General features: G+C 62.8%; 18 protein-coding genes. 1 reads left to right on the forward strand and 17 read right to left on the reverse strand.

Translation table 11 applies throughout. The features are described 5' to 3' along the window. Nucleotides 1–50: 50 nt before the first annotated feature. From NCS03_RS13815 to hemE, 4 genes are all read right to left on the reverse strand, one after another. Nucleotides 51–1,196: a branched-chain amino acid ABC transporter substrate-binding protein gene (locus NCS03_RS13815; RefSeq protein ID WP_008352495.1), complete on the reverse strand. Its 1,146-nt coding sequence runs from the start codon at nt 1,194–1,196 to the stop codon at nt 51–53. Between the two features lie 112 nt (nt 1,197–1,308). Then, entirely contained in the window at nt 1,309–5,235 is a 3,927-nt protein-coding gene (gene putA / locus NCS03_RS13820) for a trifunctional transcriptional regulator/proline dehydrogenase/L-glutamate gamma-semialdehyde dehydrogenase (RefSeq protein ID WP_250529272.1), read from the reverse strand. 471 nt (nt 5,236–5,706) lie between these two features. Next, nucleotides 5,707–7,953 carry a primosomal protein N' gene (locus tag NCS03_RS13825; RefSeq protein WP_250529273.1) on the reverse strand — a complete coding sequence of 749 codons (2,247 nt, stop codon included), beginning with the start codon at nt 7,951–7,953 and terminating at the stop codon, nt 5,707–5,709. A 461-nt stretch (nt 7,954–8,414) separates the two neighbouring features. Further along, on the reverse strand, nt 8,415–9,512 hold the full coding sequence (gene hemE, locus NCS03_RS13830; protein ID WP_175979658.1) for a uroporphyrinogen decarboxylase: 1,098 nt from the start codon (nt 9,510–9,512) through the stop codon (nt 8,415–8,417). 182 nt (nt 9,513–9,694) lie between these two features. Here hemE and NCS03_RS13835 point away from each other — a divergent pair, with 182 nt between their 5' ends. Beyond that, complete coding sequence (locus NCS03_RS13835) at nt 9,695–10,540, forward strand: transporter substrate-binding domain-containing protein (RefSeq protein ID WP_250435342.1); 846 nt, start codon at nt 9,695–9,697, stop codon at nt 10,538–10,540. Nucleotides 10,541–10,543: 3 nt separating this feature from the next. On the opposite strand, the gene NCS03_RS13840 is transcribed toward NCS03_RS13835, so the two are convergent. From NCS03_RS13840 to NCS03_RS13900, 13 genes are all read right to left on the reverse strand, one after another. Next, nucleotides 10,544–11,491, reverse strand: a complete 948-nt coding sequence (locus NCS03_RS13840) for an alpha/beta hydrolase (protein ID WP_250435343.1) — start codon at nt 11,489–11,491, stop codon at nt 10,544–10,546. Nucleotides 11,492–12,107: 616 nt separating this feature from the next. Further along, nucleotides 12,108–13,838, reverse strand: a complete 1,731-nt coding sequence (locus NCS03_RS13845; RefSeq protein WP_250435345.1) for an AMP-binding protein — start codon at nt 13,836–13,838, stop codon at nt 12,108–12,110. Between the two features lie 279 nt (nt 13,839–14,117). Next, the gene (locus NCS03_RS13850) at nt 14,118–14,543 is read right to left on the reverse strand and encodes a F0F1 ATP synthase subunit epsilon (RefSeq protein ID WP_008352481.1); all 426 of its coding nucleotides are present in this window, start codon (nt 14,541–14,543) and stop codon (nt 14,118–14,120) included. Nucleotides 14,544–14,620: 77 nt separating this feature from the next. Next, entirely contained in the window at nt 14,621–16,015 is a 1,395-nt protein-coding gene (gene atpD / locus NCS03_RS13855) for a F0F1 ATP synthase subunit beta (protein WP_033536458.1), read from the reverse strand. A 38-nt stretch (nt 16,016–16,053) separates the two neighbouring features. Beyond that, nucleotides 16,054–16,938 carry a F0F1 ATP synthase subunit gamma gene (atpG, locus tag NCS03_RS13860; protein ID WP_175979661.1) on the reverse strand — a complete coding sequence of 295 codons (885 nt, stop codon included), beginning with the start codon at nt 16,936–16,938 and terminating at the stop codon, nt 16,054–16,056. A 64-nt stretch (nt 16,939–17,002) separates the two neighbouring features. Beyond that, entirely contained in the window at nt 17,003–18,544 is a 1,542-nt protein-coding gene (gene atpA, locus NCS03_RS13865) for a F0F1 ATP synthase subunit alpha (protein WP_008352478.1), read from the reverse strand. 70 nt (nt 18,545–18,614) lie between these two features. Continuing rightward, complete coding sequence (locus NCS03_RS13870; RefSeq protein ID WP_034472325.1) at nt 18,615–19,157, reverse strand: F0F1 ATP synthase subunit delta; 543 nt, start codon at nt 19,155–19,157, stop codon at nt 18,615–18,617. Nucleotides 19,158–19,159: 2 nt separating this feature from the next. Further along, nucleotides 19,160–19,630: a F0F1 ATP synthase subunit B gene (locus tag NCS03_RS13875; RefSeq protein WP_008352476.1), complete on the reverse strand. Its 471-nt coding sequence runs from the start codon at nt 19,628–19,630 to the stop codon at nt 19,160–19,162. A gap of 133 nt (nt 19,631–19,763) precedes the next feature. After that, on the reverse strand, nt 19,764–20,033 hold the full coding sequence (gene atpE, locus NCS03_RS13880) for a F0F1 ATP synthase subunit C (protein ID WP_007180033.1): 270 nt from the start codon (nt 20,031–20,033) through the stop codon (nt 19,764–19,766). Between the two features lie 88 nt (nt 20,034–20,121). Further along, nucleotides 20,122–20,973 (reverse strand): F0F1 ATP synthase subunit A, encoded by an 852-nt coding sequence (gene atpB / locus NCS03_RS13885; RefSeq protein ID WP_008352455.1) that lies wholly within the window; start codon nt 20,971–20,973, stop codon nt 20,122–20,124. Nucleotides 20,974–21,150: 177 nt separating this feature from the next. Then, nucleotides 21,151–21,696, reverse strand: a complete 546-nt coding sequence (locus tag NCS03_RS13890; RefSeq protein ID WP_250529274.1) for an ATP synthase subunit I — start codon at nt 21,694–21,696, stop codon at nt 21,151–21,153. A gap of 211 nt (nt 21,697–21,907) precedes the next feature. After that, a complete protein-coding gene (locus NCS03_RS13895; protein ID WP_250529275.1) occupies nt 21,908–23,044 on the reverse strand; it encodes an SLC13 family permease in 1,137 nt (378 codons plus the stop codon). Nucleotides 23,045–23,056: 12 nt separating this feature from the next. Beyond that, nucleotides 23,057–23,959 (reverse strand): ParB/RepB/Spo0J family partition protein, encoded by a 903-nt coding sequence (locus NCS03_RS13900; RefSeq protein ID WP_008352449.1) that lies wholly within the window; start codon nt 23,957–23,959, stop codon nt 23,057–23,059. Nucleotides 23,960–23,989 lie beyond the last annotated feature (30 nt).

Genomic DNA, 23,989 nt, shown 5'->3' on the forward strand with positions numbered 1-23,989 from the left:
ACGGCCCAGCCGCTTTCGCGACCGGGCCGTTCGAACACTGCGACAAGCCCTTACTTCCCGCCCACGCTCTGCAACGTCGTCCACTTCCCGCCGACGACCTTATACAGCGTAATCCCGCCGTTCTTCAAATCGCCCTTCGAGTCGTACGACAGGTGCTTCGCCGTCACGCCCTGCATGTCGGTCTTCGCGAGGAACGGCAGGTACTTTGCCGGATCCGTCGAGTTCGCAGCCTTCATCGCGGTGAACATGGCCATCGCCCCGTCGTAGGCATACGGCGAGTACGTCTGCACGTCTTCGTTGAAGCGCTTCTTGTACTTCGCCGAGTAGTCCGCGCCGCCCGGCATTTCGTCCATCGGCAGGCCGGCGAGCGATGCCACCGTGCCGTCAGCCGCGTCGCCCGCGATCTTCAGGAACGTGTCCGTCTTCACCATTTCGCCCGCCATCAGCGGCGCGCGGAAGCCGAGCGTCTTCATCTGCTTGACCATCGGGCCGGCTTGCGAATCCGCGCCGCCGTAGTACACGAGGTCCGGATTCGTCGACTTGATCTTCGTCAGAATCGCCTTGAAGTCGACAGCCTTGTCGTTCGTGAATTCACGGTCGACGATCGTGCCGCCCGCCGCCTTCGCCGCCTTCTCGAACTGGTCGGCAAGACCCTGGCCGTACGCCGTGCGGTCATCGACGATTGCGATCTTCTTGACCTTCAGCGTCTTCACCGCGAACTCGCCCGCGACCGAGCCTTGCTGCGTGTCGGAGGTCATCATGCGGAAGGCGGTCTTGAAGCCTTGCGTCGTGTACTCGGGCGCCGTCGCCATCGCGATTTCGGGGATGCCCGCGTTCGCGTAGATGCGCGATGCCGGGATCGTCGTGCCCGAATTGAAGTGGCCGAGCATGCCCTTGATGCCATCGTCGACGAGGCGTTGCGCCACGGTCGTGCCCGTGCGCGGGTCGGCCTGGTCGTCCGCCGAGTTCAGCACGATGCGAACCGGCTTGCCGCCGATCACCGGCTTCGTGGCGTTGAAGTCTTCGACGGCGAGCGTGATGCCGTTCTGCATGTCCTTGCCGTAGTGCGCCTGCGCACCGGTCAGCGGGCCGGCGTAGCCAACCTTCACGTCTTCTGCCTGCTGTGCAGCTGCGGTCCCCGCGAACAGGCCGGCGAGCGTCATGGCTGCCGCCAGCTTGGTCATCGTGTGCTTCATAGCTTCTCCTGTGTTCCAGTGTGGATGGCAGCCTGTGCCGCGCGTGTCTCCGTTACGCCGTGCCTGCTGCCGATTGTTTGAATTCGTTTGAACCGAGCGTTCGAGGGGTGTCTCAACCGATCGTCATCAAATTCGCATTGCCACCCGCCGCCGCCGTGTTCACGCTCACCGAGCGTTCCGTCAGCAGACGTTCGAGCGCGTAGTCTTCACCGTCGTGGCCAGCGTCGGCGAACGCTCCCGCAGCCACGCCCTGCACCGATACGATCGGTCCCGGACGCTTCGCGACTTCCTTCACGAGCGACAGCAGTTCATCGCTGTCGCCTTCGAACAAGACGGCGTCGAAGTCTTCCGCCGCTTTCCTGACCATCGCGAACGGCTTGAGCGCAGAAGGCAACGACGCCGCCAGTTGCTCGCCCGCCGAGCCGGAGAACAACGCCTTGTTGCCCGTCGCCAGCACGGCGGCCAGTTGCGCGCGCGCGCCGCTCGCCGTCGCCGCCACGCACAGCACCGTGCCGCGCGCGCCGAGCGTGTACGTGTTGCGTTCGCCGGTCGGTCCGCTCAACACGGCCGTCGCGCCCGCCATCACATGCTGCAGATAACCGTCGCAACGCGCGGCCGTCTGCGGATCGCGTTCGCCGATCGCCCAGTCGCGCAATGCGGTGAGCGCGGCCGTCGGCGTGTCCTTCGACGCCACCTGATCGACGACGAGCGTGCTCGCCAGCGATTTCGGCAGACCGGTCGGGCGCTTCGCGAGCAGACGCTGCAGATACAGCGCGCCGCCCGCCTTCGGACCCGTGCCCGACAGCCCTTCGCCGCCGAACGGCTGCACGCCGACCACGGCGCCGATCACATTGCGGTTCACATAGATGTTGCCGACATGCGCCCGCGAGATCACGTGCGCGATGGTTTCGTCGATACGCGTATGGATGCCGAGCGTGAGGCCATAACCCGTCGAGCGAATTTGGTCGAGGAGTTTATCAAGGTTCGAACGGCGATAACGCACCACATGCAGCACCGGGCCGAATACTTCGCGCTTGAGTTCGTCGATGCTATCGAGCTCGATCAGCGTCGGCGGCACGAACGTGCCTTGCGCGCAGGTGTCGGGCAGCGGCAGTTGCGTGACGTTGCGGCCCTTGTCGCGCATCCCGGCGATATGCGCGTCGATGCCGCGTTTCGCGTCGGCGTCGATGACGGGACCGACATCCGTCGACAGACGATCCGGATTGCCGACCGCGAGCTGGTTCATCGCGCCGGTCAGCATCTCGAGCGTGCGATCCGCGACGTCGTCCTGCAGGCACAGCACGCGCAGCGCCGAGCAGCGCTGGCCAGCCGAATCGAACGACGACTGCAGCACGTCCGCGACGACCTGCTCCGCGAGCGCCGACGAATCGACGATCATCGCGTTCTGGCCGCCGGTTTCGGCGATCAGCGGAATTGGGCGGCCATCCGGATCGAGGCGCTCGGACAGCGTCTTGTTGATGAGGCGCGCGACTTCCGTCGAACCGGTGAACATGACGGCGCGCGTGCGCGGATCGGCGACGAGCGCCGCGCCGACCGTCTCGCCATTGCCCGGCAGCAGTTGCACCGCGCCCGCCGGCACGCCCGCTTCGCGCAGGAGGCGAACGGCTTGCGCGGCGATCAGCGGCGTCTGTTCAGCGGGCTTCGCGAGCACCGGGTTGCCCGCGGCCAACGCAGCGGCGACCTGGCCCATGAAGATCGCGAGCGGGAAGTTCCACGGGCTGATACACACGACCGGACCGAGCGGGCGATGCGTATCGTTCGAAAACTCGGCGCGAATCTGCGACGCGTAGTAGCGCAGGAAATCGATGGCTTCGCGAATCTCCGCGATCGCGTTCGGCAGCGACTTGCCCGCTTCGCGCACGACGAGGCCCATCAGCGTGTGCATTTGCGCTTCGAGCAGATCGGCGGCGCGCGCGAGGCAATCGGCGCGGTCTTCGACGGGCGTCGCCTGCCAGATCGGCGCGGCGGCGACCGCGTTGGCGATCGCGGCGCTCACCTGTTCCGGCGACGCTTCCACGACCGTGCCGACGAGATCGCGCAAATCCGACGGATTGCGCACATCGCGCGCGACGCCGTTGCCGATGTCACCGCCTTCGAGCATCGGTTCCGCGCGCCACGGATGATGCGCGCTCGCCAGCAACGCCGACGACAGCGAAGCCAGCCGATGCTCGTTCGACAGATCGAGGCCCATCGAATTGGAGCGCTCGTTGCCGTAAAGCTGACGCGGCAGCGGAATCTTCGCGTGCGGCGCGCCGAGCGGCGTGATCGCCTGCGCTTCGTCGATCGGATCGCGCACGAGTTCCTTCACCGGAATCGATTCATCGGCGATGCGGTTCACGAACGACGTGTTCGCGCCGTTTTCCAGCAGACGGCGCACGAGATACGCGAGCAGCGTTTCGTGCGTGCCGACCGGCGCATACACGCGGCACGGACGGTTCAGCTTGTCGCGGCCCGTGACTTCTTCGTAGAGCGGCTCGCCCATGCCGTGCAGGCACTGGAACTCGTACTGGCCGGGATAGTAGTTCTGTCCGGCGAGGTGATAGATCGCGGAGAGCGTGAACGCGTTGTGCGTCGCGAATTGCGGATAGACGGCATCCGGCGCGCCGAGCAGCTTCTTCGCGCACGCGAGATACGAGATGTCCGTGTAGATCTTGCGCGTATAGACCGGATAGCCCTCGAGTCCATCGACTTGCGCGCGCTTGATTTCCGTGTCCCAGTACGCGCCCTTCACGAGGCGAATCATCAGGCGATGACGGCTGCGGCGCGCGAGATCGATCAGATAGTCGATCACGAACGGGCAGCGCTTCTGATAACCCTGCACCACGAAACCGATGCCGTTCCAGCCCGCGAGCTCCGGATCGAAACAGAGCGCTTCGAGCAGATCGAGCGAGATTTCGAGACGATCGGCTTCCTCGGCGTCGATGTTCAGGCCGATGTCATAACGGCGCGCCAGTTGCGCGAGCGAGCGCACGCGCGGCAGCAGCTCGTTCATCGTGCGTTCCTGCTGCGAGCGCGAATAACGCGGATGCAGCGCGGAGAGCTTGATCGAAATGCCCGGGCCTTCGTAGATGCCGCGCCCGCCCGCCGCCTTGCCGATCGCGTGGATCGCCTGCTCGTAGGACGCGTAGTAGCGCTGCGCGTCTTCTTCCGTCGTCGCGGCCTCGCCGAGCATGTCGTACGAGTAGCGGAACCCGCGCGCTTCGTACTTGCGGCTGTTCGCGAGCGCTTCGGAGATCGTCTCGCCGGTGACGAACTGCTCGCCCATCAGGCGCATCGCCATGTCGACGCCCTTGCGGATCAGCGGCTCGCCGCCCTTGCCGATCAGACGCGTCAGCGCCGACGACAAGCCCGCTTCGCTGTTCGTCGTGACGAGCTTGCCGGTGATCATCAAACCCCACGTCGCCGCGTTCACGAACAGCGACGGCGCCTGGCCCATGTGCGATTTCCAGTCGCCCTTGCTGATCTTGTCGCGAATCAGCGCGTCGCGCGTGGCGCGGTCGGGAATGCGCAGGAGCGCTTCGGCGAGGCACATCAGCGCGACGCCTTCCTGGCTCGACAGCGAGAATTCGTGGATCAAACCTTCGACGCCGCCGCCCGAGCTTTTCGCGCGCAGCGCTTCGACGAGCTTCGTCGCGAGCTTTTCGGTTTCGGCCGCGACGTTCGAAGGCAGTCGCGCCTGACCGATCAGGAACGGCACGCACTCCGGCTCCGGCCGGCGATACGCCGCCGTGATCGCCGCGCGCAGCACCGATTGCGGCTGCACGTTCTGCGCGAAATCGAGGAACGGATGCGGCGCGCCGTCTTCGTCGCCATCGACGGAAGGTGCATCCGCCATTTCCGACGAGCCGTTCGCACCCGTCAGTTCGGGCGGAAGCTGGCCATCCTCGATGCGCTCCAGATAAGCGAAGATCGCCTGCTTGATAAGCCAGTGGGGAGTGCGTTCGAGGCGCGTCGCGGCATCTTTGAGCCGGGAACGCAGCAGATCGTCGACTTTGACGCCTAGGGTTGTGCTCGCCATATTTCCTTCGTTTGCCGGTCGTGCTCAGCCGGCCAGAGACCTGAAAAGTTGGCGAATCGTACCCCGCTGATTTAAAAGGTGCAACCGAGATTTTCGCTAGGGTTGCACCACAATGAAACCCTTGTGGCACAAGGCTTTGAGCGGTGCACCGCCGGATGGCGCGCGGCGCTCGGTGCCTAGTAGTTTCCCTAATCCGGAATTTTTGAGACGGCCCCTAAGTAAATCCTCGGACACCGCCGTTATAAACGCCATGCGCCGTCGATGGCGACGCCTTCAGCGGTCGATATTCCGCGATTTCGGGGAGAGCAACGAGCATGAGCACTTGGATGGTGGTGGCCGGCGTTTGGGCGATGTTCGCAGTCTGCGTCGTGTTGTTCGTGCGGGGCGCGTCGCCGCACGTTCATCGGTCCGATGACGCTTCCGGCCAAGGCGACCGCGCGGTCAGCGACGTTCCACGCGCCGAAATCTGAATCAGACGTCCAGCGGATCGACTTCCACGTTCCAGCGCAGCACGCCCTTGAGCGAGCGCAGCACCGGCTGCCACGCGCGCAGCGACGCCTGCAGCGCGGCCCGCGACGCGCTTTCGAGCAGCAGTTGCGCACGGTGGACATTGAACACTTTCACGATGGTGAGCGGAACCGCGTCGTAGACCGTCACGCGCTCAGCGCCGGGCAGAGGCGCGAACGCCGCCGCCGCTTCTTCGAGGAATTTCAGCGCCGCATCGAGCGTGCGGCCTTCGGCGCGCAGCATCGCCTGATAGACGAACGGCGGCAGACGCGCGTCGCGGCGTTCGGCGAGCGTCGAATTGGCGAAACCCACGTAGGCTTGTCGCGAAAGCGCCTGATACAGCGCGTGACGCGGATAGCGCGTCTGAATCATCACTTCGCCGGGCAAGCCCGCGCGTCCGGCGCGCCCGCTCACCTGCGTCAGTTGCGCGAAGAGCCGCTCGCTCGCGCGAAAGTCGTGGGAGAAGAGCGCGGTGTCCGCGTTCAGCACGCCGACGAGCGTCACGCGCCGGAAATCATGGCCCTTCGCGATCATCTGCGTGCCAACGAGAATGTCGACTTCGCCCGCGTGGACATCGGAGAAAAGCGCCTGCGCGCTGCCTTTGCGGCGCGTGCTGTCGGCGTCGATGCGCAGCACGCGAGCACCCGGCACCACGCTCGCGAGCGTTTCTTCGACGCGCTGCGTGCCGCGGCCCATCGGCGCGATATCGATGTTGCCGCATTCCGGACACGACTTCGGAATGCGCGATTCCCAGCCGCAGTGATGACAACGCAGCGCGCGCTCAGGCTTATGCAGCACGGCATACGCGCTGCAACGCGGACAACCGGCGACCCAGCCGCAGGCATCGCAGGACAGGATCGGCGCATAGCCGCGCCGGTTCAGGAATACGAGGCTTTGCTCGCCGCGCTCGACGCGTGTCTTCAGCGCCGCGATCAGCGGCCCCGCGAGCCCCTCGACCGAGGCGCGGCCTCGCCGTCTTTCCTCTTCGAGATCGATGAGCCGGACGCTCGGCAGCACCGCTTCGGCGACGGCGCGACGCGTGAGCGTGAGTCGCGTGTAGCGGCCCTGCTCGGCCTGCCACCAGGTTTCGAGCGATGGCGTCGCCGATCCGAGCACGACGGGAATATCCAGTTGCTTCGCGCGATAGATGGCGAGATCGCGCGCGGAGTAGCGCAAGCCTTCCTGTTGCTTGTACGCGGGATCGTGTTCCTCATCGACGACGATGATCGCGAGCTTCGGCATCGACGCGAGAATCGCGAGGCGCGTGCCGAGCACGATGCGCGCGCTGCCCGTATGCGCCGCGAGCCAGTTGCGCGCGCGTTCGCCTTCGGCGAGTCCGCTGTGCATCGTGACGATCGAGCCGTCCGCGAGCGCCGCGAAACGCGCGCGAAACGCCGCTTCGAACTGCGGCGTCAGATTGATTTCGGGAACGAGGACGAGCGCCTGCGCGTCGGGCCGGTCGGCGAGCAACGCGGCGAGCGCGTGCAGATACACCTCGGTCTTGCCACTGCCCGTCACGCCGTGCAGCAGGAACGGGGCGAACCCTTGCGCGCCGGAAATTGCATCGACGGCTTCGCGTTGTTCATCGGTCAGCAAGGGCAGCGGCACCGCGCCGGTCGGCAGCATGGGCGCGCTCGCGTCGGGTTCGGCGATCTGCGCTGTCACCGCTTCGATCCATCCGCGCGCGATCCAGTCGTCGAAGGTCGCGCCCGCTTTCGGATGCAACGCACGCGCGTCGGACAACGTCAGCGACGGCTGTTCCGCGAGCGCATCGGCGAGACGCCGGAGGGCGCTGGCGCGGGCGGGCAAAGCATCGGGGAGTTGCGCGCGCCCTTCGGGGAGAATGCGAAAGCGCGGCTCGACGGCAAAAAGGCGATCCCAGCGCGAGGCGTCGCGCAACGCCTGCGGAAGCGCCGGCAGCGCGACTTCGCCCAGCCCGCGCTGATAGTAATCGGCGGCGAAGCTGACGAGCGCGATCCACTTTTCCGACAGCGGCGCGCAGCCTTCGCAAATCGAAGTGATGTCGCGCAGTTTGGCAGCGGGCACGTCGCTTGAATGGGCGATTTCGCAGATCAACCCGACGACTTCGCGTCGCCCGAACGGCACCTGCACCAGCATGCCGACGGCAGGCGCGGCCGGCAGCGCATAGCGGTAGTCGAACAGCACGGGCATGGGCTGATCGACGGCGACGCGGACGAATAGATCAGTCACCGCGCGGGACCCCGCGCAAGACGGTTCGACAGAACCAAGCGCCCGAGGCGGGAGAAGTTAAAGTGAAACATCAGAATCGTCTGTAAACCGCCGATTATTTTTGGATTTCCGATGCTTTCCACAGCCCTGTGGATAACTTTGTTGAGAAGTGCGTCCGTGATCGCCGCAAACAATGTCACGAATCCCTTATGTGCGCTAACCCACATTTCGGGCGAAGCCGTCGAAATGCGTTAAGAATCATTGGCTTGAAGCACATATAGCGACATCTTATTGGTTGCTGTAAGCCATACGTCTGATGGCGCGCCGCAGCGAACAAATTGTGCATAAGTTCAGTCTTGACATCGGGGAGCGCCGCCTGAGGCGGGCGATCCGAACAGAACCCTCCAGCTCCTGATCACTTGCCCCGAATCACCGATATTGCACTGCAGCACGCGTCCGCAACGCAGGCTTTCGTACGCCTTTTACCGGGCGGCTTGGCCGGCGCGCATGGCGCGGCTATGTCGATGAACCTCGTCGACCAGCTCCGCGACATTTTCCGGCGGCGTGAACTGCGAGATGCCGTGGCCCAGGTTGAAGACGTGGCCCGGAAAATTGCCGAAGCTTTCGAGCACGGCGCGCGCTTCGGTGCGGATCGACGCGGGCGGCGCGAACAACACGCTCGGATCGATGTTCCCCTGCAGCGCCACACGCGAGCCGACCTTTTCGCGCGCCCGGCCGAGATTCATGGTCCAGTCGAGACCGACCGCATCGACGCCCGTCGCCGCGATTTCCTCGATCCAGAGTCCGCCGCCCTTCGTGAACGTGATGACCGGGACGCGCGCGCCATCGTGCTCGCGCTTCAGGCCGGCAACCACCTTCGCGATGTATTCGAGCGAGAAGCGCTGATACGCGCCATCCGCGAGTGCGCCGCCCCATGTATCGAAGATCATCACGGCCTGCGCGCCCGCTTCGATCTGCGCGTTCAGGTAAGCGGTGACGGCTTGCGCGTTGACCTCGAGAATGCGATGCATCAGGTCCGGCCGCGAATACGCCATCGACTTGACCGTGCGATGGTCGTCCGAGCCACCGCCTTCGACCATGTAGCACGCGAGCGTCCACGGACTACCGGAGAAGCCGATCAGCGGGACCTTCTGGCGGCCTTGCGCGTCGGTGAGCGCGCGGCGAATCTGGCTTACGGCGTCGGTGACGTAGGAAAGCGTCGCGCCGATGTCCGGCACGGCAAGGCGCTTCACATCGTCTTCGGTACGCACCGTGCGCTCGAAACGCGGCCCCTCGCCCTGCACGAAGTTCAGACCGAGCCCCATTGCGTCGGGGACGGTCAGGATGTCCGAGAAGAGAATCGCGGCGTCGAGCGGAAAGCGTTCGAGCGGCTGAAGCGTGACTTCGGTCGCGTAATCCGGATTCTTCGCGAGACCGAGAAAACTGCCCGCGCGAGCACGCGTCGCGTTGTATTCCGGCAGATAGCGCCCTGCCTGGCGCATCAGCCAGATCGGCGTGTAGTCGGTCGGCTGGCGCAAGAGCGCGCGCAGGAAGGTGTCGTTCAGAAGAGTGTGTGCCACGTCGCTCGATGCTCAAGGCAGAGAATCGTCCATTCTACCGGAGCGGTCGAACGTTTACGCCGGCTGAGCCCGGCAATTCGGAACGGCTCATGCCGCGCGGCCTATGTCGTTTGGCCGGATTTCGGGCAAGCGAAGCCCTCGTTATGATCGGTGTGCTTACACAACTAGAACCAGGAGAATCGATGCAACGCACGTCCGTCAGTCTCGCAGCCGCTGCCTTCGCGGTGTCGCTCTCGCTTTTGAACGCCGCGCACGCGCAGACGGTTCAGGCCGGCACCGTCGCCGGAGCAAAGTCCGCCGCGCCCGCGCCTTCCTCGGTTGCCGCGCCCTCTCGCCTCGACGACATCCTCGCACGCCACACGCTGCGCGTCTGCACGACCGGCGATTACAAACCGTACTCGTTCCTGCGTCCGGACGGGCAGTTCGAGGGCATCGACATCGATCTCGCGGAAAGTCTCGCGAAGTCGCTCGGCGCGAAGGCCGAGTATGTGAAGACGTCGTGGTCGAATCTGATGAACGACTTCATCGCGAAATGCGATATCGCCGTGGGCGGCGTCTCGACGACGCTCGAACGGCAGAAGCGCGCGTTTTTCACCGCGCCGTACATGGAAGACGGCAAGACGCCGATCGTGCGTTGCGACGATGTCGAGAAGTATCAGACCGTCGCGCAGATCGATCAGCCGAACGTGCGGACGATCGTGAATCCGGGCGGTACGAACGAACGCTTCGCGAAGCAGTTCTTTGCGCACTCGCAACTGATCGAGTATCCGGACAACGTGACCATCTTCAAGCAGATTCTCGACGGCAAGGCCGACGTCATGGTCACGGACGCATCCGAAACGCTGCTTCAGCAGAAGCTCAATCCGGGGCTGTGCTCGGTGCATCCGGACAAGCCGTTCCAGTTTGGCGAAAAGGCGTATCTGCTGCCGCGCGGCGACGTGCCGTTCCAGCAGTATGTCGATCAGTGGCTGCATCTCGCCCGTTCGTCGGGCGAGTTCCAGGCTGTCTATGACAAGTGGCTGAAGTAGCGGTCAGCGCGCGGCGCGCAAGAGTTCGCCGGTGCGCTCGCCGATCTTGCGCAGCCAGCCGAGCGCCGCGTCGGACTGTGAATGCATGCGGCCGAATCCGTGCGTCATGTCGCGCGCGTCGATCAGCTCGACACGGCCGCCGTTCGCTTGCAGGAAGCGTTCGAGTTCGACGGCGTCGTCATAGAGCGGATCGTACGCCGCCGCGACGACGATCGCGGGCGCCGGCGTGCGCTCGAACGGCTCGGAGAGCGGAAAGGCGCGCACATCGTGCGCCTGCGGTGTTTCACCCGAAAGGAACTGGGTCCAGTACCACTTCATCTCATCGTTCGTGAGACCCGGACCGTTCGCATTGGCGATGCAACTCGGGCTCTCGAACTGGCGACGCATGACCGGGTAAAGCAGCAGTTGCAAGCCGACGATGCCCGCGACGCGCTCGTTCGCGCCGCGTGCCGCAACAACCGCCAGATGCGCGCCCGCGCTGTCGCCGCCGACAGCCAGCCGGTCGGTCGCGAAGCCGAGCCGCGACCGGTGCTCCGCGAGCCAGAGCAGCGCGTCGAGCGCGTCTTCGCAAGGCGCGGGAAACGGATGCTCGGGCGCGAGCCGGTAGTCGACGCTCGCCACCGCGCATTGCGAGTCGCGCGAGAGCCGTGCGACGAGGCCATCGTGCGTGTCGATATCGCCGACGACCCAGCCGCCGCCGTGAAAGTACACGATCAGCGGCAGCGGGCCGCGCGCCTCTTTCGGCTTGTAGATGCGGGCGGCGAGCGTGCGGCCTTCGAGATCGAGCTGAATATTTTCCGCCGTTACGGCATCGTCGCGCTCTCCGGCGTAGGCTCGAGCGACCTTGCTGAAGCGCTCCCGGAACGCCAGCGCATCCGCGTCGGGCGGCAAAGCCGGAAAAGCGTCCTCGACGGCGCGGTAATAGCGAAGCAGGGCTGCATCAATGCTCATGCGTATCTCCATAGGTTTTTGTGTCGTTATGCGCGCGCGGCCTACTTTGCGCATCGATTTCATGCGTCCGGGCGTTCGATTTCCGCGAAAAAAATAGAATAATCGCACGGGTTTGAAAATCTGCAATCGCGCGTCAAGTCATCCCGAACGGATTAATCGTCCGAATAACAGACAATATATCGGTCGAAATCTGGACAATCGCGCTCGAAAATTTCCTCCGAGCCTTATCGGGCGCGGGTTACAACCTGAAACACTTTGTTACGGCGACCCGGATTCAATTCGCCCACAATCTGTTGAAACGGTTTCAACACGGATGTATTGGGTCGCGTCGTGCGAAAACAACGTGATCCGATGGCAGGCTGTGGCCGAAGCACTCACATTTGGGGCATCGGTGTTGGGATCGTTATTCGAATGCAAGGCATTCGACACATCCCACGTTTGGTCTCCTCGCGCTAACCCCGTAGCGTGTGGTTTTTAGCGGGCTCCAGGCCCGCTTTTTTTTCGCCCGGACAAACGTTTGCGTTTTGGGATTTCAACACCCGAACGTTTCGTCCAATGACAGAAGGGAGCGCCGCAGCGCTCCCTTTGTCTTTTCACCGCGAAGCAGCGCCGAAGTTCAGGCCGTTTTGGCCTCGGCGATCTTCAGTTCGTCGATCATGCGGGCGCGCATCACGAATTTCTGCGCCTTGCCGGTGACGGTCATCGGCAGTTCGTCGACGAAGCGGATGTAGCGCGGAATCTTGTAGTGCGCGATCTGTCCTTGGCAAAACTCGCGAATTTCCTCCTCGCTCGCCTGCTCGCCGGGACGCACGACGATCCACGCGCATACTTCCTCGCCGTATTTCTGATCGGGCACGCCGAAGACCTGCACCGACTGCACCTTCGGATGACGGAACAGGAATTCCTCGATTTCGCGCGGATAGACGTTCTCGCCGCCCCGAATCAGCATGTCCTTCAGGCGGCCGACGATGTTGCAGTAACCTTCCGCGTCGATGGTCGCGAGGTCGCCGGTGTGCATCCATCCGTCGACGATCGCCTCGCGCGTCTTGGCGTCGTCGCCCCAGTAGCCTTTCATCACCGAATAGCCGCGCGTGCACAGCTCGCCGGTTTCGCCGACCGGCACGATATTGCCCAGCGGATCGACGATCTTCACTTCCAGATGCGGCTGAATGCGTCCGACGGTCGTGGTGCGCTTGTCGAGCGGATCGGTCGTCGAGCTCTGGAAGGACACGGGGCTTGTCTCAGTCATGCCGTACGCGATCGTGATCTCGCTGAGATGCATCTTCGACACGACGCGCTTCATCGTCTCGATCGGACACGGCGAACCCGCCATGATGCCCGTGCGCAGCCGGCTCAGATCGTACTTCCCGAAGTCCGGGTGGTCCAGTTCGGCGATGAACATCGTCGGCACGCCATGCAGCGCCGTGCATTTTTCCTCGTGCACGGCAGCGAGCGTCGCGGCGGGGTCGAAGGCTTCGCCGGGAAACACCATCGTGCAGCCCGTCGATACGCACGCGAGCACGGCCAGGACCATGCCGAAGCAGTGATACAGCGGCACCGGAATGCACAGCGAATCCTGCTCGGTCAGGCGCATCGCCATTGCGATATAGCGCGCGTTGTTGACGATGTTCCGATGTGTGAGCGTCGCGCCCTTCGGATTGCCCGTGGTGCCGCTCGTGAACTGGATGTTGATCGGATCGTCCGGCTTCAGCTTCGCCTCGACTGCGTCGAGCGGCGTCGCGTCGAGCCGTTCGCGACCGGTACGCATCACGTCCTCGAAATTGAGCATGCCGGGCGTCTTGCTCTCGCCCATGCGGATCACGGCGCGCAATTCCGGCAGCTTCCCGGCGTGAAGCGCGTTCGGCTCGGCATGCGCGAGTTCGGGCGCGAGCGTCTGCAGCATCTCCAGATATTTCGATGACTTGAACTGCTCGGCCGCGATGATCGCCTTGCAGCCGACCTTGTTCAGCGCATATTCGAGCTCGGCCAGCCGGTACGCCGGATTGATGTTGACGAGCGTGGCGCCCATGCGCGCGGTGGCGAACTGCGTGAGCAGCCATTCGATGCGGTTGGGCGACCAGATGCCGACGCGATCACCCGCCTCGATGCCGAGCGCGAGCAGTCCGCTCGCGAGCACGTCGATCTGATTTGCGAACTCGCGCCACGTCCAGCGGATGTTCTGCTCGCGGAACACGACGGCCGGGCGATCGGGGAATCTCCCAGCGGTTTCGAGAAGGAAGCGCGCAACGGTCGCGTCGCTCAATGGGATGTCGGTCGCGCCGCGAACATAGGAAATGCCGTCGCGCGGTTCGATCTGCGCGCCGGCGTGGGTCGGTTCAGTTGTCATCGATGGTCTCCGCCAATGTGAATCGCCGCCCGGTGAAGGCTAATCGGAGGCCATTGTGCATCGCGAGGACGAGCGCGGGCATTGAGTGTTTCCCGCAATGCCGCTTTCGTGCGATCGGCGAAAGATGCGCTGAATCAATCGCTTACGTGAATCGGAGTGAGCGCCACATAACCGTTATGCAGATTTGCGTGCGCGATTTGCCGATTAGGAGCATAAAAAAAGCAGCCCGAAGGCTGCTTTCTTGACCTGCTGATCGCTGCTGCTCGATGCGTCGTGCGCTTAGTGCTTTGCGTGCGCCTTGCGCAGACGTTGGATCGCCGCGAGTTGAGCCGTCGCATAAGCGAGTTCCGCTTGCGCGGTCGCGTACTCGAGCTCCGAGGTGTTGTTTTGAATCGCTTCCTCGGCGCGCTTCTTCGCCTGCTCTGCCTTCGCTTCGTCGAGATCCGCGCCGCGGATGGCTGTATCGGCGAGCACGGTCACGATGCCCGGCTGGATTTCGAGAATCCCGCCGGCAACGAACACGAACTCTTCCGTACCGTCTTCCGCCTCGATACGCACCGCACCGGGACGAATGCGCGTGATGAGCGGCGTATGACCCGGCAGAATGCCGAGTTCACCCGCTTCGCCCGGCAGCGCGACGAACTTCGCCTGGCCCGAGAAGATCTGCTCTTCCGCGCTGACGACGTCTACCTTGATGGTTGCCATGTATGTCGACTCCTGTCGTCGGTGTCATGAGTGGACGCCCGCGCTGCGCGGACGTCCGCCTGAAAAACACCCGACTCTTACTGGATCTTCTTGGCCTTTTCGAAGGCTTCGTCGATCGTGCCGACCATGTAGAACGCCTGCTCCGGCAGATGATCGCACTCACCTTCGACGATCATCTTGAAGCCGCGGATGGTTTCCTTCAGCGGCACGTACTTGCCCGGCGAGCCCGTGAACACTTCAGCAACGTGGAACGGCTGCGACAGGAAACGCTGGATCTTACGAGCGCGCGCAACCGACAGCTTGTCTTCCGGCGATAGTTCGTCCATGCCCAGAATCGCGATGATGTCGCGCAGTTCCTTGTAGCGCTGCAGCGTCTGCTGCACGCCGCGCGTGATCGTGTAGTGCTCTTCGCCAATCACGTTCGGGTCGATCTGACGCGAGGTCGAATCGAGCGGGTCCACTGCCGGATAGATACCCAGCGAAGCGATGTCACGCGACAACACGACGGTTGCATCCAGGTGGCCGAAGGTCGTAGCCGGCGACGGGTCGGTCAAGTCATCCGCAGGGACATACACGGCCTGAACGGACGTGATCGAGCCGGTCTTCGTCGACGTGATGCGCTCTTGCAGCTTGCCCATTTCTTCAGCCAGCGTCGGCTGATAGCCCACTGCCGAAGGCATACGGCCGAGCAGTGCGGACACTTCCGTACCCGCCAGCGTGAAACGATAGATGTTGTCGACGAAGAACAGCACGTCGAGGCCTTCGTCACGGAAGTGCTCGGCCATCGTCAGACCGGTCAGCGCGACGCGCAGACGGTTGCCCGGCGGCTCGTTCATCTGGCCATAGACCAGCGCGACCTTGTCGAGAACGTTCGAGTCCTTCATTTCGTGATAGAAGTCGTTCCCTTCACGGGTACGCTCGCCAACGCCCGCGAACACGGAGTAACCGCCGTGCTCCTTCGCGATGTTGTTGATGAGTTCCATCATGTTCACGGTCTTGCCCACGCCTGCACCGCCGAACAGACCGACCTTGCCGCCCTTCGCGAACGGGCAGATCAGGTCGATAACCTTGATGCCGGTTTCGAGCAGTTCCGTCGACGGCGACAGCTCGTCGAACGAAGGTGCGTTCTGGTGGATCGAACGCGTCGTTTCCGATTCGATCGGACCCGCTTCGTCGATCGGACGGCCGAGCACGTCCATGATGCGGCCGAGCGTCGGCTTGCCGACCGGCACGCTGATGGGCTTGCCCGTGTTCTTGACCATCGTGCCGCGGCGCAGGCCGTCGGATGCACCCAGACAGATGGTGCGAACCACGCCGTCGCCCAGCTGCTGCTGGACTTCGAGCGTCAGTTCGGTGCCTTCCAGAATGAGCGCGTCGTAAATCTTCGGCATTTGCGCACGCGGAAATTCCACGTCGATAACGGCGCCGATGCACTGTACGATCTTGCCTTCTACCAAAGCAGTAGTACTCATCGCATTTCCTTTAGATACTGTGTTCTTTCACGCGGCCGTCAGACCGCTGCGGCGCCGCCGACGATTTCCGACAATTCTTTCGTAATCGCGGCCTGGCGGCTCTTGTTGTAGACGAGCTGCAGTTCGTTGATCACGGTCTTCGCGTTGTCCGACGCGGCCTTCATCGCGACCATGCGCGCGGATTGCTCCGACGCCATGTTTTCCGCGACCGCCTGATAGACGAGCGCTTCGACGTAGCGCACGAGAAGCTCGTCCACCACGGTTTGCGCGTCCGGCTCGTAGATGTAGTCCCACGAGGTCTTCGGCGTGACGCCGTCTTCGTCCTTCGCGTCCAGGTCGTCCACCGACAACGGCAGCAGTTGCTCGATCACCGCTTCCTGCTTCATCGTGTTGATGAAGCGCGTGTACGCGAGGTACACCGCGTTGATCTTGCCTTCCGAATACAGGTCGAGCTGCACCTTGATCGCGCCGATCAGCTTTTCCAGATGCGGCGTGTCGCCCAGTTGCGTGACTTGCGACACGACCTTCGCCTTCAGGCGATTCAGGAAGCCGAGTCCCTTGCCGCCGATCGCCGAAGCTTCGATCTGGACACCGCTTTGATCGAGTTCCTTGATCTTGTTCAGCGACGCACGCAGGATGTTCGTGTTCATGCCGCCGCACAGACCCTTGTCGGTCGTGACGAGGATCAGGCCGGCCGTCTTTGCGCCCTTGTTCTCGACCATGAACGGATGGCGATACTCGGGGTTCGCACGGCTCATGTGCGATGCGATCGAACGGACCTTGTCGGCATACGGACGGGCGGAACGCATGCGCTCCTGGGCGCGGCGCATCTTCGATGCGGCGACCATTTCCATCGCTTTCGTGATCTTGCGCGTGTTCTGCACGCTCTTGATCTTGCCGCGAATTTCCTTCATTCCAGCCATTGCTTACTCCTTGATCGAAGCCGCGCGACGTCCGGTGACATCGCGCGTTGCTCCTCTATCCCGATCAATAAGCGCCCGACTTCTTGAAGTCCTTCAGCGCGGCATGCAGTGCGCCTTCGTCGTCCTTCGACAAGTCTTTATTGTCTTCGATGCGCTTAATCAGATCGCCGTGGCTGGTCTTCAGGAATTCGCGCATGCCCTTTTCGAATGCGAGCACTTGCGAAACTTCGAGATCGTCCAGATAGCCGTTGTTGGCTGCGAACAGCGCGACGGCCAGTTCCCACACTTGCAGCGGCTGATACTGCGGCTGCTTCAGCAGTTCCGTCACGCGGCGGCCGCGCTCGAGCTGCTTGCGGGTGGCTTCGTCGAGGTCCGATGCGAACTGCGCGAACGCGGCGAGCTCACGATACTGCGCGAGGTCGGTACGGATACCGCCCGACAGCTTCTTGATGACCTTCGTCTGAGCCGCACCGCCGACGCGCGACACCGACACGCCCGCGTTGATAGCAGGGCGGATACCGGCGTTGAACAGGTCGGTTTCCAGGAAGATCTGGCCGTCGGTAATCGAGATCACGTTCGTCGGAACGAATGCGGTCACGTCGCCGGCTTGCGTTTCGATGACCGGCAGTGCCGTCAGCGAACCGCTCTTGCCTTTCACTTCGCCGTTCGTGAACTTCTCGACGTACTCTTCCGAGACCCGAGCCGCACGCTCGAGCAGACGCGAGTGCAGATAGAACACATCGCCCGGATACGCTTCGCGGCCCGGCGGACGGCGCAGCAGCAGCGAGATCTGGCGATACGCCCACGCCTGCTTGGTCAAGTCGTCATAGACGATCAGCGCATCTTGGCCGCGATCGCGGAAGTATTCGCCCATCGTGCAGCCGGCGTACGGCGCGAGGTACTGCATCGCGGCCGATTCCGAAGCCGAAGCCGCCACGACGATGGTGTAAGCCATCGCGCCGGTTTCCTCGAGCTTGCGCACCACGTTCATGATCGACGAAGCCTTCTGGCCGATCGCGACGTAGATACAGATGAGATCCTTGCCCTTCTGGTTGATGATCGCGTCGACGGCCACCGCGGTCTTGCCGCACTGACGGTCGCCGATGATCAGCTCGCGCTGGCCACGGCCGATCGGCACCATCGAGTCGATCGACTTCAGACCCGTCTGCACCGGCTGCGACACCGACTTACGCCAAATCACGCCCGGGGCGATCTTTTCGATTGCGTCCGTTGCCTTCGCGTTGATCGGGCCTTTACCGTCGATCGGGTTGCCGAGCGCGTCGACCACACGGCCGACGAGTTCCGGACCGACCGGCACTTCGAGAATGCGGCCCGTCGTCTTGACGATGTCGCCTTCCGAGATGTGCTCGTACTCGCCGAGAATAACGGCGCCGACCGAGTCACGTTCGAGGTTCAGCGCGAGGCCGAAGGTGTTGCCCGGGAATTCGAGCATTTCGCCCTGCATCACGTCCGACAGGCCGTGGATACGCACGATACCGTCGGTCACGGAGATCACGGTGCCCTGGTTGCGAACGTCCGCGCTCGCTTCAAGGCCCTGGATCCGGCTCTTGATCAGCTCGCTGATCTCAGAGGGATTGAGTTGCATTATTCGCTCCTGATAGTCAATTCTGTTGCGTGCCAGTCATCAGACTCGGTTGATCGCATTAATTCGCAAATTAAGCGGTCAGAGCCGTCTGCATGCTGGCGAGGCGCGCGCGGACCGAGGTATCGAGCACTTCGTCGCCAACCGTCACGCGAACGCCGCCGATCAGCGACTGATCGATTTCGACGGTCGGTTTCAGCTTGCGCTGGAACTTGCGTTCGAGGCTTGCAACGAGGTCGTTCAACTGTTCGCCTTCGAGGGGGAACGCGCTCACGATGTGAGCATCGGCAGCACCTTCACGGGCGTTCTTCAGCTCGTCGAACTGGACGGCGATTTCCGGCAGCAGCGGCAGGCGATGGTTCTCGACCAGCATGCCGACGAAGTTCTTCGCTTGAGGCTGGCTTTGGGCCAACGGCGACTTCACTGCGGCGAGCAGGAGATCGACGATTTGCTGGCGGCTCACCTTCGGGCTCGAAGCGACCGTTTCCACTTCGGGCAGACGCGCAACCTGTGCCAGCTCCTCAACGAAGGTGGACCAGCCCGCGAGATCGCCGGTTTCGGCCACGCGGAACAGCGCTTCTGCGTAAGGACGAGCGATGGTTGCAAGTTCGGCCATGATCAGAGCTCGGTTTTGAGTTGATTCAGCAGATCGGCGTGTGCCTTCTGATCGACTTCGCGCTTCAGAATCTGCTCAGCGCCTTTCACAGCCAGCGCAGCGACTTCGCCACGCAGCGCTTCGCGAGCCTTCACGATTTGCTGGTCGGCGTCGGCCTTGGCTTGCGCAACGATACGCGCGGCTTCGGCTTGAGCGTTGGCCTTGATTTCTTCTGCGACTGCGGCAGCGCGCTTTTCAGCGTCGGCGATGCGTTGCTGGCCGTCGTTGCGCGCTTGCGCGAGTTCCTGGTCGACGCGCTTGTGCGCAGCTTCGAGTTCCGCTTTGCCCTTGTCGGCGGCGGCGAGGCCGTCGGCAATCTTCTTCGAGCGCTCGTCGAGGGCGTTGATCAACGGCGGCCACACGAACTTCATCGTGAACCACGCGAGGATCAGAAACACGACCATTTGCGCAAACAGGGTTGCGTTGAGATTCACGGTGTTTCCTTAAACGTTGCTTGATCGGAGGTGAAACGGTTAAAAGGCGCTCATCGGCTTGTTGAGCTCGATCAGCGCCTCACCCGTTCCGTTCAGCGTCTTTAAAAAGTCAGACGCACACTTCCGAGGAACCTCAGCCTGCGAGCTTCGAGAGCAGCGGGTTCGCGAACGCAAACAGCATTGCCACACCAACGCCGATCAGGAACGCCGCGTCGATCAGACCAGCCAGCAGGAACATCTTGGTCTGCAGCGGGTTCATCAGTTCCGGCTGGCGGGCGCATGCTTCGATGTACTTGCCGCCCATCAGACCGATACCGATACAGGCGCCGATTGCACCCAGGCCGATGATGATGCCGATACCGATGGCGGTCAGACCTTGGATGTTGGCGATGAAAGCTTGCATGATCACTCCTTTGATTAAAGACTTTGGAACTGGATTTATAAAAAACGAAACCTAAAACCTGAACGATTCCGGAACGTGCCGCAACGCGTCAGTGTGAGTCATGCGCCTGGCCGATGTACACCAGCGTCAGCATCATGAAAATGAACGCCTGCAACAGCACGATCAGAATGTGGAAGATCGCCCAAACCGTGCCCGCGACCACGTGGCCGATGAAGCCGAGCACGGAAGCGTCCGCACCGAACGTCCACATGCTGCCCAGAAGGGCGATCAGCAGGAACAGCAGTTCGCCGGCGTACATGTTGCCGAACAGCCGCATGCCGAGCGACACCGTCTTGGCGACGAACTCGATGATGTTCAGCGCGAGGTTCGGAATCCACAGCAGCGGATGCGCGCCGAACGGAGCGGACAGCAGTTCGTGCACGAAGCCGCCAGCGCCCTTGATCTTGAAGTTGTAGTAGATCATCAGCACGAACACGCCGAGCGCGATACCGATGGTGCCGTTGAGGTCAGCCGTGGGAACGATGCGATGATGCGGAAGGACGTTTTCGAGACCGAGCCAGCCGATGATGCGCGGCGGCAGATCCACGGGGATGAAGTCGAGCGAGTTCATCAGGGCGACCCAGACGAACACGGTCAGCGCGAGCGGAGCGATGAAGCGGCGGCTGCCGTGGATCATCGACTTCGACTGGTCTTCGACCATTTCGACCAGCATCTCGATGGCGCACTGGAAACGGCCGGGAACACCGGACGTCGCCTTGCGTGCAGCAAGACCGAGAATGACGATGGTGATGACACCGCACACGATCGACCAGAACAGCGTGTCGAGATTCCAGACGTGGATGTCGAAGATCGACGTCTGTGCGTGCGTGGAAAGATTCTGCAAGTGGTGCGCAATGTACTCGGACGGATCCAGAGCGTGCGTTCCTTCGCTAGCTGCCATATCGTTAAAGCCACCCAAATTGTCAAAAATCTTTCGCCGCCTGTCGCTTCCGAGCCGCCGCTTCGCGTCGCGGCTCCGGGTCGAGAGGCCCGAGTGCGGCACAACGTCCGCACTTGTTCATACGTGATGCTACTTACAATCCGTGCTGCGGGCACTTACCTGGGACGTCAAGAATCGTCACCGAAGCGCCATTGCAACCCAGTAAGTCTTCAGAGCGACGATGTACGTAACGAGCAGCGGCAACCACAACGCGCCCTTGTACCAGTACGCGACCGCCACGAACATGGCGATCGTCGCTCCCATCTTGAGCGCTTCGCCGATCATCCAGCTCATGATCGTCTCCGCGCCGCTCTTCGCCCGCAGGCGCGCGGCGAACAGAGCGCTCGGCCCCCAGCAGATCGCTCCCCCCAGAAATGCGGACAGCGCAGCATCGCCCGGCGGCTTGTAGAACAGCCACCACAACAGCGTCGCACCCAGGGACAAAACCATTTGCGCTGCCACGACCTTAAACGGCGTGACACGCGATGGACGACTCACCTCGGGCCCAAACAGCTTCTGTGCCTGATCCCGCGTGAGCGGAACAATATTATTTTCTTGCGCTTCGGCATCCCACGAGTCGCTCGACGAACTGCGCGGCTGATTTCCGGAGGCGTTTTCATCGCCGGTTGCGTGAGCGTCCGGCGCTCGATTTTCCTCTCGCACCGTCTTCCAACCTTCAACCAAAAGTCCGGGAAAATCACCCTGCGCTTTCGCTGCGCTTTCGAGGTGGCCTAGCTGATAAATCCGGGCGATTGTAAGCGATTGTTGTCACGGATTCAATAGTTTAGGCGCGTCAAAAACCAAGCAGACGAACCTTAAAAAACGGTCTCAAAAGCGAGACTTTCCTTGCAATTGCAAGGAGATTTTCATTCGATGGAGGAGCCTGCGCCGAGCATCAAACGAGCGCCCAGCCGATGACGATTGCCACGATCCAGAACGGGATCGACACCATGTGAAATGGCATCCACATGCCTCTTTCACCCGACAAGCGCACGGCGATGAGATTCGCGAGCGAACCGATTGCGATACCGAATCCACCGACGCTCACGCCAAATGCGAGCGCGCGCCAGTCCTTCGAGAACTCCGCGAGCACGATGGCCGCCGGCACGTTGCTGATGGCCTGCGACAGCACCGCGCCCGCCGCATACGCGCGCATCGGCGTATCGATGCCTATATGGGCGATGCCTGCGTGAATCGACGGCAACGCGGCCGCGCTGCGCAGCACGATGAACATCATCACGAAGATGAGGAGCAGCAGCCAGTCGATCTTCAACACGACTTCACGTCGCCACAACAGGAAGACGGCCGCCAGAACGGCCAGCGCCGGGCCGGCGTGATGCGCATCGGCGAGCGCGACGAACGCCGCAAACGCGAGCACGCTGACACCGCACAGCACGCGATCGACGCGATGTTCCTCGACATCGCCGGAAAGATCCAGCGGCTCCGCGCGGAACATCGCGAACGTGACGATGCCGAGCAGCGCCATCAACGCGGCGCACAGCGGCAGCATCGCCCAGACGAACGCCGGGAAGCCGACGCCGCTCGTCTGCCACAGGAAAAGGTTCTGGGGATTGCCGAGCGGCGTGAGAATCGAGCCTGCGTTGACCGACAGCGCAATGACGATGACGAGCCGTTTGATCGGCAGCGGCGCGAGCTTGTGCAACGACAAGGCGAGCGGGACGACGGCGAAAAGCGCTACGTCGTTGGTCAGCACCGTGGACAGGCCCGCGGCGAGCGCCACGAGCAGCAGCGCCAATGTACGCTCGCCATGAATGTGATGCACGAGGCGATGCGCGGCCCACATCAGGAATCCTGATAATTCGATGGCCTTGGTCAGCACCAGCAGGCCCGCGAGTGTAAGCACCGTCTGCCAGTCGACGAGACCCGGCAGGGACATCCACGGACGTGGGTGGGCGATCTGCAACACGACGAGCGCGAATACCAAAATGGCGAGAACCGGCTCTTTCGAGACGGCCCGCCAGATGCGCGCAAGAAAGTCGGAACGTGTACGGTTGACGTCGAATTCGGACAAGATGTGCGCGGGTCAGGCTGTGGGAGTCGTCGCTTCGATGCTGCCGCGCAGCTTCGTCAGAATGCCTTCGAGCGAGTCGAGCGTGCCGAAATCGATCGTGACTTTTCCGCGCCCTCTTCCGCCCAGCTTGATCTTCACGTTGGCCGATAGCAGATCCGACAACTCTTCTTCGAGCCGACGCGTATCACGTCCGCCGTCGTTTGCGGCGCGTGCTTTTGTCGCAGGCGCTTCCTTGGTCGTCGCCGCGACGAGGCGCTCCGTTTCACGCACCGACAAGCGGCGATTGACAACGTGATTGGCAAGTTGAATCTGCGTCGCTGCGTCGACGGCGAGCAGCGCGCGCGCGTGGCCCATGTCGAGGTCGCCGGCGAGGAGCATCGTCTGAACGGGCGTCGCCAAGTTCAAAAGACGCAACAGATTAGAGACGGCGCTGCGCGAGCGGCCGACCGACTCGGCAGCCTGTTCGTGCGTGAAGCTGAACTCATCGAGCAGGCGCTGGATGCCCTGCGCCTCTTCCAGCGGATTCAAATCCTCGCGCTGGATGTTTTCGATCAGCGCCATCGCTGCCGCAGCCTGATCTGGCACGTTTTTTACCAACACGGGTACTTCATCGAGCCCCGCCAGGCGCGCGGCGCGAAAACGCCGCTCGCCCGCGATGATTTCATAGTGATCGTCGCCGACGGAGCGCACGAGGATCGGTTGCATCAGCCCTTGCGCGCGGATACTCGCCGCGAGCTCCTGCAGCGCGCCCTCGTCCATGCGCGTGCGCGGCTGATACTTCCCGGCCTGCAGCTTGTCGAGCGGCAACACCGACGGCGTGCCTTCACCGCGCACGGCTTCCGTAATGTCGACGCTGCCGCCGAGCAATGCATCCAGGCCTCGGCCCAAACCCTTCTTTTTCATCACAGCGCTCATTTCGGTTCCTCCATCGGCGTGACTGCCGCA

Origin of the sequence: Caballeronia sp. ATUFL_F1_KS4A (genome assembly GCF_023630905.1) — a bacterium.
Classification (GTDB): Bacteria; Pseudomonadota; Gammaproteobacteria; order Burkholderiales; family Burkholderiaceae; genus Caballeronia; species Caballeronia zhejiangensis.